The sequence below is a fragment of the Exiguobacterium sp. PHA03 genome (genome assembly GCF_041945985.1).
Lineage (GTDB): Bacteria > Bacillota > Bacilli > Exiguobacteriales > Exiguobacteriaceae > Exiguobacterium_A.
The window spans coordinates 796840-809395 of record NZ_JAUTYQ010000001.1; the positions used below are offsets into that span (position 1 = coordinate 796840).

General features: G+C 46.6%; 14 protein-coding genes. 7 read left to right on the forward strand and 7 right to left on the reverse strand.

The window, feature by feature from the left end; translation table 11 throughout:
- A complete protein-coding gene (locus Q7C19_RS04210) occupies positions 1-705 on the forward strand; it encodes a DUF554 domain-containing protein (protein ID WP_035408116.1) in 705 nt (234 codons plus the stop codon).
- Positions 706-749: 44 nt separating this feature from the next.
- Here the strand turns inward: Q7C19_RS04210 and Q7C19_RS04215 are convergent, their stop codons facing one another.
- Entirely contained in the window at positions 750-1220 is a 471-nt protein-coding gene (locus Q7C19_RS04215) for an NUDIX hydrolase (RefSeq protein ID WP_375091712.1), read from the reverse strand.
- A 5-nt stretch (positions 1221-1225) separates the two neighbouring features.
- Complete coding sequence (locus Q7C19_RS04220; RefSeq protein WP_290773187.1) at positions 1226-1969, reverse strand: arylamine N-acetyltransferase family protein; 744 nt, start codon at positions 1967-1969, stop codon at positions 1226-1228.
- Positions 1970-2152: 183 nt separating this feature from the next.
- Between Q7C19_RS04220 and Q7C19_RS04225 the strand changes: the two genes are divergently transcribed.
- From Q7C19_RS04225 to Q7C19_RS04235, 3 genes are read left to right on the forward strand one after another with little or no spacing between them, the layout of a single operon-like run.
- Positions 2153-3073, forward strand: coding sequence for an ABC transporter substrate-binding protein (locus Q7C19_RS04225; protein ID WP_375091713.1), 921 nt, complete (start codon positions 2153-2155; stop codon positions 3071-3073).
- Between the two features lie 58 nt (positions 3074-3131).
- Entirely contained in the window at positions 3132-4115 is a 984-nt protein-coding gene (locus Q7C19_RS04230; protein WP_290773181.1) for a FecCD family ABC transporter permease, read from the forward strand.
- Complete coding sequence (locus tag Q7C19_RS04235) at positions 4112-5080, forward strand: FecCD family ABC transporter permease (protein ID WP_375091714.1); 969 nt, start codon at positions 4112-4114, stop codon at positions 5078-5080. The genes Q7C19_RS04230 and Q7C19_RS04235 overlap by 4 nt, the downstream gene beginning before the upstream one ends.
- 105 nt (positions 5081-5185) lie before the next feature.
- Here Q7C19_RS04235 and Q7C19_RS04240 read toward each other — a convergent pair whose 3' ends face one another.
- The gene (locus Q7C19_RS04240; protein ID WP_375091715.1) at positions 5186-5761 is read right to left on the reverse strand and encodes a hypothetical protein; all 576 of its coding nucleotides are present in this window, start codon (positions 5759-5761) and stop codon (positions 5186-5188) included.
- Between the two features lie 75 nt (positions 5762-5836).
- Here Q7C19_RS04240 and Q7C19_RS04245 point away from each other — a divergent pair, with 75 nt between their 5' ends.
- On the forward strand, positions 5837-6169 hold the full coding sequence (locus Q7C19_RS04245) for a hypothetical protein (protein WP_375091716.1): 333 nt from the start codon (positions 5837-5839) through the stop codon (positions 6167-6169).
- 118 nt (positions 6170-6287) lie between these two features.
- On the opposite strand, the gene Q7C19_RS04250 is transcribed toward Q7C19_RS04245, so the two are convergent.
- Genes Q7C19_RS04250 through Q7C19_RS04260 form a run of 3 tightly spaced genes read right to left on the reverse strand, consistent with a single transcriptional unit; the run spans position 6288 to position 8348 of the window.
- Positions 6288-7217: an ABC transporter ATP-binding protein gene (locus Q7C19_RS04250; RefSeq protein WP_375091717.1), complete on the reverse strand. Its 930-nt coding sequence runs from the start codon at positions 7215-7217 to the stop codon at positions 6288-6290.
- Positions 7217-7906: an ABC transporter permease gene (locus Q7C19_RS04255; RefSeq protein ID WP_290750222.1), complete on the reverse strand. Its 690-nt coding sequence runs from the start codon at positions 7904-7906 to the stop codon at positions 7217-7219. Before Q7C19_RS04255 ends, Q7C19_RS04250 begins: the two co-directional genes overlap by 1 nt.
- Positions 7907-7934: 28 nt before the next feature.
- Positions 7935-8348, reverse strand: coding sequence for a DUF4064 domain-containing protein (locus tag Q7C19_RS04260; RefSeq protein ID WP_056061264.1), 414 nt, complete (start codon positions 8346-8348; stop codon positions 7935-7937).
- A gap of 187 nt (positions 8349-8535) precedes the next feature.
- Between Q7C19_RS04260 and Q7C19_RS04265 the strand changes: the two genes are divergently transcribed.
- Together Q7C19_RS04265 and Q7C19_RS04270 are read left to right on the forward strand one after the other, a co-directional pair.
- Positions 8536-8838, forward strand: coding sequence for a DUF2089 family protein (locus tag Q7C19_RS04265; RefSeq protein WP_375091718.1), 303 nt, complete (start codon positions 8536-8538; stop codon positions 8836-8838).
- Complete coding sequence (locus Q7C19_RS04270) at positions 8835-9119, forward strand: hypothetical protein (RefSeq protein WP_035408095.1); 285 nt, start codon at positions 8835-8837, stop codon at positions 9117-9119. Before Q7C19_RS04265 ends, Q7C19_RS04270 begins: the two co-directional genes overlap by 4 nt.
- Positions 9120-9254: 135 nt before the next feature.
- Here Q7C19_RS04270 and Q7C19_RS04275 read toward each other — a convergent pair whose 3' ends face one another.
- Positions 9255-12476, reverse strand: coding sequence for an ABC transporter permease (locus Q7C19_RS04275; protein WP_375091719.1), 3222 nt, complete (start codon positions 12474-12476; stop codon positions 9255-9257).
- Positions 12477-12556 lie beyond the last annotated feature (80 nt).

Below are 12556 nucleotides of genomic sequence, written 5' to 3' on the forward strand. Positions count from 1 at the left end.
ATGGTTTTAACAGGTACACTCGTCAATACCGTCCTGATCATCATCGGGACGTTGCTTGGATTAATGTTCCACCGGATTCCGGAACGCATGAAGGAGACCGTCCTGCAGGCGATTGGACTTGCTGTCGTCGTGCTCGGAATGCAGATGGGGATGAAAAGCACGAACTTCTTGATCGTCATCGGTAGTCTTGTTCTCGGTGGTGCAATCGGCGAGTGGTTCCGGCTCGATGAGAAACTCGACCGGATGGGAGCGTGGCTCGAACGTAAGATCAGTCGCGGTCGTCCGTCGAACATCGCGGAAGGATTCGTGACAGCGACGTTAATTTTCGTCATTGGCGCGATGGGTGTGTTAGGAGCCCTCGACGGTGGATTACGTCAGGATCACGACGTCCTTTATACGAAAGGATTGATTGACGGTTTTACGGCACTCGTTCTTAGTTCAACGCTCGGGATTGGTGTCATGTTCTCAGCGATTCCCGTCTTTCTCTATCAAGGGGCGATTGCATTAAGTGCCGTTGCGATCACGAAATTCATTCCCGACGCCGCACTGCAGGAATTTATTCTTGAGATGACGGCGACTGGTGGGGTGATGATTGCGGCAATCGGTCTTAATCTCGCTGGCATCACGAAGATTCGTGTTGCGAACTTGTTACCAGGTATCGTCATCGTCGCAGTTATCGTCACCGGTCTCCATCTGTTCTCATGAAAAATCCCCACTTGTCCGAAAGCGGACGAGTGGGGATTTTCTGTTTATGTCTCGATCAATTCGTGTGTCTCGTAAGCAGTGATTGTATGTCCATCGTAATGGAAGTCATGCAACAACGGTTGATCCGTCGACAAAGCGACCGGTAAGTAATGCCGGAGATTGCTGATGATTCCTATGTTTTCATCGTTTAAGATCCAGTCGAGTGTTTTCCAATCAAGGATACCTTCGATCGTCATGACCGGTGTCGGAAACGGGCGGTCTTCTAGTTCAGCAAGATAGAGATACATGCCAGACGTTTCTTCCCCGTGTAAGCGAACGATGCCTTTTGCTGTCACTTTATTGAGCGTGATGCCCGTCTCTTCGAACGTCTCGCGGATGACAGCAACTTCCGGTGTCTCGCCCGGTTCAATCTTGCCGCCGACACCGTTCCACATGCCCATCGCTGGTCGTTTTTGGCGGTTGAAGAGTAAAAAACTATCCGCGTGGCGAATTAAACAAAGCGTATATCGATCCATGTTCATTACTCCTGTCCTAAAAAGTGAGTCTGATACAGCATCTCGAATTGAGCGGGACCTGCGACCGGCAATTCGGTCGTCGTCGTGTCTTCGATTCGTAACGTCCGTTCGGTCAACGTCTTTTGACCGCTTGGAGTCCGCATTGCGATGAGACGACCTTTGTTGAACGGTGAAGCTTCGCTCTGCTGGATGATCTGTTCCATCTTCGATAAGTCACCCTTTGTAATTGCCTTCTCACGGTCGAACTTGTAGCCAGTCACGAACTCGGCTTGTCCTGTCCGCTGCATTTCGAGAACGTCACCTTTGCCAATCCGGTAACTACCGCTAGCGGAATGAACCGTCTCCCCACTCAAGGGAACCGGAACGAGCGGTAAATTGACACCGAAGCCGGTATCAAGTAGGTGTGTCTCATTCCAAATGATTGCAACGTGTGTCGGTCCCGTCGCTGACCAGGCTGCTGATTTCTGATCATAGACGGTCGCTTGTACGAGGCGAACGGGACAATTTAGTTCTTGTAGGACCCGGTGCAGCAGTCCGTTCAAGTCATAACAGACACCACCACGTCGCTCCGTCAGAAACGTTTCAATGAAGCGCTCGTCGTTAAACGGACGGATTCGTTTCTCAAGGACAGTCGTATTCTCAAACGGTAACTGGTAGGCAAAGGCTTCGAGTAAGCGAGGTAACTGATCAAACGTGATCGTCTCGAGCGGAAATCCGAGCCGTTGTTCCAAGTCCTTCATCCAATCCATCTGTAATCCCTCCTTTATATACTACCTGATTATCCCATATTGCTTCAGAAAATGTGGATTTGAGCATATATTATCTGAAAATAAGGATAACCCTTTTGTTCGATGGGAATCTTTGATATGCTGAAACAGGATTAATTAAGAATGATTCTCAATGTCGAATCACGAACTAAAGGAGGTCTCATCATGAGACGGAAAACTTGGATGACAGCGTTGACGCTCCTCGTGTTGAGTAGTTTGATGCTTGCGGCCTGTTCAGGTCAAGCAGAACAAACAAGCGAAAAGACGCGGACGATTACGCATGAGGCAGGAAAAACGAAAGTGCCGGAGCACCCGAAGAAGGTCGTCGCACTTGAATACTCATTCGTTGATGCGTTAGACGAACTTGGGATTACACCAGTCGGAATCGCACAAGAAAATAAGACCGATGTCTCCGGATTACTCGGAAAAGAGATCGCGTTCACGGAAGTCGGTACACGTCAACAACCGAATCTTGAAGTAATCAGTTCCTTGCAGCCGGATTTAATCATCGGCGACTTCAACCGCCATAAAGGAATCTACAAGCAACTGCAAAAAATCGCACCGACGATCATCTTGAAGAGTCGGAATGCGACGTACGAAGAGAACATCGAATCGTTCAAGACGATTGCGGAAGCAGTCGGGAAAACTAAACAGATGGATGACCGACTTGCCCTGCATGAAGAACGATTGAATGTAGCGAAGAAAAAGGTGGATCCAAACGACGACCGAAAAGTGATGGTTGGTGTCTTCCGCGCCGATTCACTGACGGCACACGGTGAGACGTCGTTTGATGGTGAATTACTCGAGAAGATCGGTATCGAGAACGCTGTTACGAAAACAGCGGAACCTACCGTTACGATTACGTTAGAGCAGATGGTCAAATGGGATCCGGACGTCATCTTCATGGCGGAAGCCGATCCGAAACTGCTGAAGGAGTGGAAAAACAACCCGCTCTGGAATCAGATCACAGCGGTTAAGAACAAAGAAGTTTATGAAGTCAATCGTGACCTTTGGACACGCTATCGAGGACTTGACGCTGCAGAACAGATCGTTGACGAAGCGATTCAATTGTTACAACAGAAATAATGAACGACAAAAGCCGGAGCAATCTGGCTTTTCGTCTTGATGAAAGGGGAACCATCCGGTGCAGCGGAAACGTCTGATTTTTGTACTCATATTACTCGGTTGCTTGGCGGTTTATAGTAGCCTGTTCTTTGGCATCACACAGATGAATCCGATTCACTTAGTCCAGGAGTGGATCAGTGGCACGACATCAAAAGCAGGACTCGTCCTGACAAATCTGCGCTTACCGCGGCTCTTACTCGGATTGTTGCTCGGAGCGAATCTTGCCGTTGCAGGGGCAATCATGCAAGCCGTGACACGAAATCCGCTCGCTTCACCGCAAGTCTTTGGTGTCAATGCCGGTGCGTCATTTCTCGTCGTCTTAAGCCTGCTCGTCTTTCCGTCGCTCGGAACGGCAAATTTGATCTACTTCGCCTTTGCCGGTGCCTTAGTCGGTGGAGTGCTTGTCTTTTCGTTCGCCTCCGTTCGCGGGATGACAGCATTAAAACTTGCCCTCGTCGGGATGGCGATTCATCTCTTGTTGACGTCGCTGACGAAAGGCTTGATTCTCTTTAACGACCGGATCACGAACGTCTTGTACTGGTTGTCCGGTTCGCTCAGTGACGCGAGCTGGCTTGAACTACGGATCGTCCTCCCATGGTCGATTGCTGGTTTGCTTCTTGCGGCGAGTCTCGCGAAATCGCTCGCTGTCTTCCAACTGGGGCAAGACGTCGCGGTCGGTCTCGGGCAAAAAGTGACGCGAATCCGTTTGCTTGCCGGCATCAGTGTCGTCTTACTCGCAGGCGTCACCGTTGCCGTCGCCGGAGCGATCGGTTTCATTGGATTAATGGTTCCGCACATCACGCGGCGCCTCGTCGGGGAAGATTACCGGATCGTTCTGCCGGTCGCTGCCGTCATCGGTGGACTTCTGCTGACGTATGCCGATGTCCTCGCGCGGTTCATCGCCTATCCGTATGAGTCACCGGTCGGCATCGTGACGTCATTGCTCGGTGCACCATTCTTCCTTGTTCTGGCACGTCGTCAGATGAAAGGGGGATTACGATGAAAGACATGCGTCGGATTTTGATTGTTGCGGTGCTCGTGTTCTTCGCGAGTTTTGCCTTACTGTCGGTCGGCTCGATTCAGTTATCGTTATCGGAACTATGGCAGTCGTTCTTTGGTGGAAAGGATGCCTTCATCGTCCAAAATTACCGTCTGCCGCGAACTGTCCTTGCTTTCTTAGCAGGTGCGAGTTTCTCACTTGCCGGAGTCATCTTACAAAGTGTCATCCGTAATCCATTGATTTCGCCTGACGTGATCGGTGTGACGAATGGTGCGTCACTGTTCGCCGTTTTAACGATTGCCCTCGTGCCGGATGGTCCGCTCTTGTTAACACCAATCGCTGCTTTCATCGGAGCAGCACTTGTCATGATCGCCTTAATGATGCTTGAGCGGGGCGGGAATGTCTCTCGTAGTTCGTTTGCGTTACTTGGAATCGCGGTCAGTGCGATTTGTGCCTCCGGGACGGAATGCTTGTTGATCAAGTTTCCACTTCAGACAAACGATTCACTCGTCTGGCTCGCTGGGAGTCTGTTCGGGAAAGGGTGGCAGGAAGTGATGATCTTAGCGCCCGTGCTCGTCGTGATTGGTGCAATCATCTTCTATCGCCATCGTCAACTCGATGTCTTATCACTCAGTGAAGAAGTCAGTATCGGTCTTGGGTTACCAATTCAGCGGACGCGGCACATCTTCTTGGCGCTCGCGGTCATTCTAGCTGGTGTTGCCGTCGCGACGGTCGGTGCGATTGGTTTCATCGGACTGATTGCGCCACATATGGCACGGCGTCTCGTTGGTCATAAGCATCTTGCTGTGTTGCCGATGGCGCTGTTGCTCGGCGGAGGGTTACTCGTCGTCGCGGATGCACTCGGTCGAGGGATACATCCACCACTTGAAGTACCAGCCGGATTGATCACAGCGATCATCGGTGTGCCGTATTTCCTGTATCTTTTACGGAGAGAACGGACGGCATGATGTTCGATCTACCAAAATGGAGTCCTAGCGATTACGCGAAGGACTCCATTTTTATGAAAGGAAAGAAGTACGCACTTGACGAATCATGGCGACATCTTTCTATATTTATTTGGCTACAAGTTGGTTTGATTTTTCTACTTCCTCTTTATACTTTTCTAAAAATTCATCAACTGAAACGTTATTAGCGTTTGGATTCGATTCAATGGTTAATTTACTCGAAGAAACCGATGTGCTTTGATCGTCTACATGTGATGGAATTTCAAGTACCAATTGATCACCTAAACCCGTTTCAAGACCACTTTTTCCGAAGTTAAAAGTTCGTGTGACATACGCTTCAGCATAATTTTTTTGATTCTCTGAATAGACTTTGACATCAGAAATGTTGTATTTGAATGAATTCAGCTGAATTTTATCGACTTCCGTAGTGGATAGAAAAATCAATACGGCCTCGTCCCCTTCAGATAACTTTGAAAGGTTAGTATGCGCTAACGGAGTATTGTTCAAGAAATCTGCTTTTTGTTGCTCAAGCACTGTAGTGAAAAAATTGAAGGCTTGTTCCTCGGTGATGCTACTCTTAGATTTTTCTTGTGCAACATTAGAATCGGCAATCGCATTACTCCATAAGAAACCAGCATATAGGATGACACCTAAAGTGAGGGATGAAAAAATAGTTTTTTTCACGATCGCGACCTCTTTCTATTGTTTGATTCATGTTATTATATAACAAAAAAAACCAAAAAAGGAAAGGTTATAAAAATGAGTAAATCGAATTTTGAGAAAAAAAGGAAAAAGAAAGTATTGGTACTATTTTTAGGAGTTATAGCCCTCATTGTATTACTCATGCCGGTACTATCACCTATTCTGTTCACAGATGCTACGCCTAAAGGTGCTCTTAGACACGAACTATACAAACAAGGCTATTACTATCAAAATTACTTTGCGGTCATTACGGAACAAGATCCTGTTGCAGAACGGTATCATATGTTTTGGTATGATTGGAAAAGTGAAACGGGAGGAACACCTTTTATCTGTTATTCAAAGAAAGTAAACGCGGAAAAGTATGCTGTTTCCTGCGGTACGGGTCCTTAAAGTGGTATCTTATATAAAATAGAATTGAGCTACATAAATCAGGCTTTCTGACATCGTATATTCACGATGCTAGGAAGCCTGATTTTTAATTCATAATGTATCGATTCAAAACGAGTGTTTAAGCCGAGCGACTTTCTGTGCCTAGATTCAAGAAGATTTCTTCTAAGGACGCTTCTTCTACTTCGAGTCGATAGACATGGATCTGTTGTGAGACAAGATAAGAATTGATTGTCGCAATATCCTGTTCACTTTGGACGATGAACGTTGACTGAGTCGGGGAGACATTGACGTCTTTCGCAAGCGTCGACAACTTGGACTGCAAGTGTAGTTGCATCTCATTGTCGAGCAACGCATGTTTGACATGAACAGTGATGTTTTTCTCATATTGTTCCCGTAACTCCTCCATCGTACCTTGCGTTTGGATTGATCCAGCCTGCATGATTGCAATCTCCGTACATAGTTTTTCGACCTCGTCCAAGTTGTGGGACGTTAGAAATATCGTCGTTCCGTCTGCTGCAATCTTGCGAATCAAAGAGTGAATTCCGAGAATCGAGTTGGCATCAACGCCAGATGTCGGTTCATCTAAAAATAAGATATCCGGTCGATTGATTAAAGCTTGGGCAATGCCGAGCTTTTTTTTCATCCCGAACGAGTAGTTCTTCGTTTTCATATCGATCGCGTCTTCGAGTTGTACATCACGCAGAAGTTGCTTCAACTCGTTGATCGTCGTCTTCAGACCAAGGACTTTACTGAAATACTTCAAGTGATCGAGCGCCGTGAAGTTTTCGTAAAAGGTCGAGTAATCCGGTAGAACACCAATCCGTGTCCGGACATCTTTCAAGGAATCGTTCGGCGCTCCGAGTAACTCGAATGTTCCGGACGTCGGGCGGACCAGTCCAGTGATCATATTGATGAACGTTGATTTACCGGCGCCATTTTGACCAAGGAATCCGAAGATGGCCCCTTGCTCGATCTCGAGATTCAACTGGTTGACGACGGTCTTATTGCCGTATTGTTTCGTTAAATTGGTTGCACGAAGGGCTAACATCAGAGATCTCTCCTTTTAAAGATAATCAGAGTCGTCAAGACGAAAACAGCGATATGAATCAAAACAAGGTAAGTATAAGCAGTGTTTTCTTGCGTATAGTAATAATACGGCGTTAAGTAAGACAACGTATCAACGATGACATTCTTCGAAATAAGACTCCACATCCCGATGACCGGAAGCGCGATCGAGATGAAGATTCCGACGAACATCGTCATCGAGGAATTATTGACGACTGTTGAAAGAAACAACGACAATCCAATGAAATAAGAGACGAAGATGATGCTTTGAATCAAATCGACGAAATGAAACGACTTTGAAAAGGGAACGATTAATATGAGGGCAACTGTCAGGCAGAGGACCCAAAACGATACGTTGCCTAAAAACTTCCCGAAAATGATGTTTTCACGGGACGTTTTTGTTGCAAGAAAACGAATCGTCTTCGACTCGATCTCTTTATTGACACTACTATGAGAAATACTTGTCACGAATAAAGGAGCAGCTAAAAACAGAAGTAACATCAATCCGATGATATACGCATTGTTACCTAGACCAAGATCACTGAGTTGCCCTTTGAACTGGCTGACGAGTTTAGCAGAACCAGTCGTCACGCCGAACAAGACGACGATGATGAGGATGGCGCGGATGCTTTGAAAAAGTGATTTGAATTCGCGAAGCGTAATGGCAAACATATGTAGACACACCTTTCTCTAAGTAAGATTAATATTGTCGCGCTAGCTTCTTATTCTTTGATACATTCGTGATACCGGCAATCAAGTAAGCGATTGAACCGAAGGCGCCGGCGAGTAACGTAAAGATTCCCCCGAGAATCGCTGTAATGATCAATAGCTTTCCAGCAGAACCGTTTTTGCGAATCCGGACGATTGAGAAGATGCCTCCTAATGTACATAAGAGCGAGACGGCACCAAGGTACAAGAAGAATTGTTGAAAGGATGTGAGGATTTGATTCGCCGTGACATCCGTGATGTTCTCATCGCGAATGAATTGATCGACCAAATCTTTCATGCCAGCGTGATCCGCAATCGAGCCAGACAATAGAAAACCGCCTAAGCACAATGATCCAAACAAAACGATACCGATGACTGCAAATATGTACTCTGTTGTTCTTTTCAAGTAAAACACTCCTTTTCCTTATTTTTCCGATTTGACATTCCTAAACTACCATGACTTGAATCTCTATGACAAGTGGGAAAATGAATATATTTTAATTTTTTATTGGTTAAATGTTTAATTAATATCAAAAATACTTTAACTTTATTTAAATAAATGCTATTGTGAATACATGGGAGGGAAATGGTAAATGAAGAAAGATGATGTTCCCGATTGGATTTTATCTCTAGAATTGGAAGAAGTGGAATTCGTGAAAAAATTCATCGTAAGCTCAGGTTCCTTGAAGGAACTAGCAAAACATTATGATGTGTCCTATCCGACCGTCCGAATTCGTGTCGATCGTATCATTCAGAAAATCGAAGTGAATGAGAAAATCGAGAATGAACCGTTCATCGCATACATTAAACAAATGGCCATCGAAGACCGGGTCACGATTGAAGATGCCAAAAAAATCATCGAAAAATATCGACTTGAGAGGGGTAACAATCAATGAATTTCTTCGTTTCTGCTCTACTTATCAGTATCTGTTTAGGAATACAATATTTTTTATCGAGTCGTCACAATCCGTATCTCGGTATCATCATGCCGATCATTTTAGTGATCGTGATGACGTGGCGTTACTTTGATGGTAGATATAATAGCCTATTAGCCTACGTGTTGATTTTAGGAATCGGGTTGATTTCACTTTGGGAACAATGGTCGCGTGGTCGAAAAGCTTTAAAAAAGAATCAAGAAAAAGAACTAGAACGAATGCGAGTCCACGATACGCTGTAAAGTCATACATATCGTTTCACATGAAGACGATCTTAAAAGAGATTGTTTTTATATAAAAGAGAGTAGCCTCTGTTTTGATGAAACAGAGGCTACTCTCATTTACGTGTTACGAGCTAGATTTATATTCCGTTCATTTTAATCGAGTTCAACCTTCACTGTCGTATTCTTTGGAAAAGCTTCATCCGCAGCAAAGAGAACGAATACCTTCTGGTCATCAGGAACTTGATAGACTAAATCAACGGTTGACTTATATGGTGAGAGATACTGATAACTGTTTCTGAATGCTTTCTTATTATGATTGACGTAATCAACGGTTTCATATTCTTTTCCGTCGAGCGACGTCAATGTAAAGGTGCCAGGTCGGTAAATAGCATAAGCGCCTTTTACTCTATTATCGGGATCGTACATGACAACAGGAACCGTAACGAACCGATAACCGCTCTTTTCCTTTAAATCGAGTTCTTTCGGTGTTGGAATGAGTGATTTAGCATAGAACAGTTCAGAAGTTGCTTCCGGATCGCCCGGATACGTTTGGATGACTCCTTTCTTCATCAGTTTTTTAAGTGCCGCCTCCTGCTTGGTTGTTTTCTTGTCAGCGGATGTTTTTGGATCAGAAGCCAAATCCTTTAATTTTTGACCGTTCGTTTGTTGCTGAGGAGCACTCTGTGGTGCTGTCGTTGAGGATTCCGTTGAGGCGAACAAGAACAGGCTTGCCACTCCGATACACAAGGAAGCAGCAATCGATCCGAGAGCCCATTTAAAGCGCCGTTCTGTTGCTTGCGTATTTTCGACGATGCTACCGAGTGCCGCATTCGGTGTGATGCGGACGGCACGCTCGGCAGGAAGCAAGGCACCTAATACGCCAGTGATCACCGGAATCAAGAGCATGATGCTAAGGAAACCGAGCTCTTGAACCGGGAATTGTCCGTAAACGAAGCCGATCATCCCAAGTGCAGTCAAAAGACCAATCACACCAGCACAGAGTCCTGTCATCATCCCTTCACTCAATACAAGTAAACGGATTTGCACGTCTTGCCAGCCCGTCGCTTTAAGAACAGCAAGCTGACTCTTGCGTTCATTAACGTTTTGCCACATGATCTCCGTCGTCGTCAGGATGGCGATCAGTAGAGCGACACCCATCGCGACGTAATGCATCGTGCCGACTTCAAGCGCGACATATTCTCCGAGCCACGTTGCGTACAAGACGCCTTTGAGTCGGAACGTGATGAACAGGAAGAAGATAAACAGACTCGTCGGTAAGGCGATCGCGACGACCGAGAGTCCTGTCCGTTGCCAGTACGTGACGAGCTGATTGATGCTCATCCCGAGCACGCTACGCGCGCGAACGAAACGACGACCTTTTGAGACTTCACCGGAACACATGCTTTCGTACGGTTTGATCCGTCGGATGAGCGTCATCGGCACGAGCGATCCACCCCAGTAAATGAGTAAACCAGCAAGACCAATCAATAAAATCCGACCGATTGCGATCGGGTTATCCGTTGTGACCCAAAACGAACCGAGAATCGTCCAAGCAATCAAGACGACGAGTGTACCGAGTATCGTTGCTTCGAGGAACAGCAGTTTCGAGAGTTGATGCGGACGCCAACCGAGCGAAAGTAAAATCGCAAACTCTTTTTTTCGCGTATACAGCAAGATGATATTCGAGCTGAAGACATAGACGAGTGCAACGGCGATGACACTAGCGATGATGCCGCTCATCCCGACTTTTGCTTCTTGGAAAATGGCGATCGAGGACCCGAGCTTGATCCACGGTTGTTGGACCCAGCCGAGCGCTGATTCGTCTTTTAGTCCCGGTAAATAGGTCAAGGCGAGCTGCGGCGAGGAACCGAGTGTCACGTCCGTGATCAGTCCGGTCTTCTGTTCGATTTCTGTTGCGACTTGCTGGAGCTTCTTCTCGCTAGCAGCGTTCATCGTCTCGACACCTTTGACGTTGACGCGGATGGCTGAAATCGCTTTGTCGCCACGAATCTTGAATGCGGCATCGAGCGTCGTCAGCATCGATGGTGGTTTTGTCAGAAAATCATACGGATCATTCGTTGGTTTGACGTCTCGGACCGGATTGACGGGACGTTCATTCTTGTCCATCACCCACTGAGCTTTCGACGGGAAGTACGTCTCCATCGGCAGTTCTGTCAGCGGGTCTTTCGAGATATTCAATTTCTTCGGATCGAAGACCCCAATATAGTTCAAGTTGACTTTGGGCCAATCCACGCTATCTTTTCCGAACAGCCTCGCTTCCCGGTACATGCTGCGTTTAGCGAGCAAGGAATCTTGGTCGACTTGTTTTGGTTGGACTTGATAAGTGAACGGCCAACGTGAAGCGTAAGGACTTTTGATCGAACGGTAGTCGATCGGAGACGGTTTTAAGGCAATCCATGTAAAGGAATTGCTGTTCGTCTCTTCAGCGGTCGGTAACGTGTGTTTCAAAATATCATTGACGAGCTTCTTCTGGACATCTTGTGTCGTGATCGTATAACGTTTCGCATCGCTTGTCGGTAAGGAGTCTAAGTATTCTTTTCCGCCTTTTTGTTCGACTTGTTGTACCATGTCGTTGATGGATTTCTTTTTAGATGGAAGCTCGACTTTTTCGTACGTGTAGATGCGTGACGCATCGACATATTCACGATTGTTCAACAAGATTGGGATTTGAACACCGTCTTCCCCGAACGAGATGACCTGATCATCTTTTGAAAAATAGTTACTATAGGTTCCTTTTGTCGTCGCTTGGTCCAAGCCGACGAGTGCGGCTTCCGCTTCGGGATCAACCCCTGCAATCATGACTTGGCTCCCATACTCAAAAAGTGGCTGCTTTCCAAGGAGGAGGGGAGACACCCCTGATTTTTTTGCATCCCCTGTGGGTTCCCATCCTGCTGCTAAGTAGGTGACCCCACTCGATGATTCGTTTTGTAATCCGGTATCTTGCGTATCTTTGATCGTCAGTTTATAAATCCCTTCTTGATCGATCGTGTGCGTACCGACACTCGAAACTGTTTGATTGTAGCCGATCATCGCGATCGGGGCAGCGACCTCGACGTCAGTGACTTTTTTGATCGTCTCGTATTGTTTGCGGGTGATCCCACCATCGAGACCACTCATATAGTTGGGCTCAAGTAACTTCAAGTCTTCCGTTACGCTCCGGCTGCCTTCCGGGCGGACGACGATGTCGTAAGAAGATCCCCAACGCTTTTGTAGCTCATCGACGACAGTCCCGTTATTGGCTTGCGTCGTACCGATCAAATAACTCAGTCCGTTACTGACGATCAGGACACCGACGAGCAGCAGGATGAAGCGCTCTTTATTGCGCCACCAGGAATTCCAGATGAACTTAAGCATCGGCAAAAACCTCCTGCGTTTGAATGTACGGTCTCGTTATTAACGGATTTCGATGAATCGATCTTGCGTTAAGCATCGAC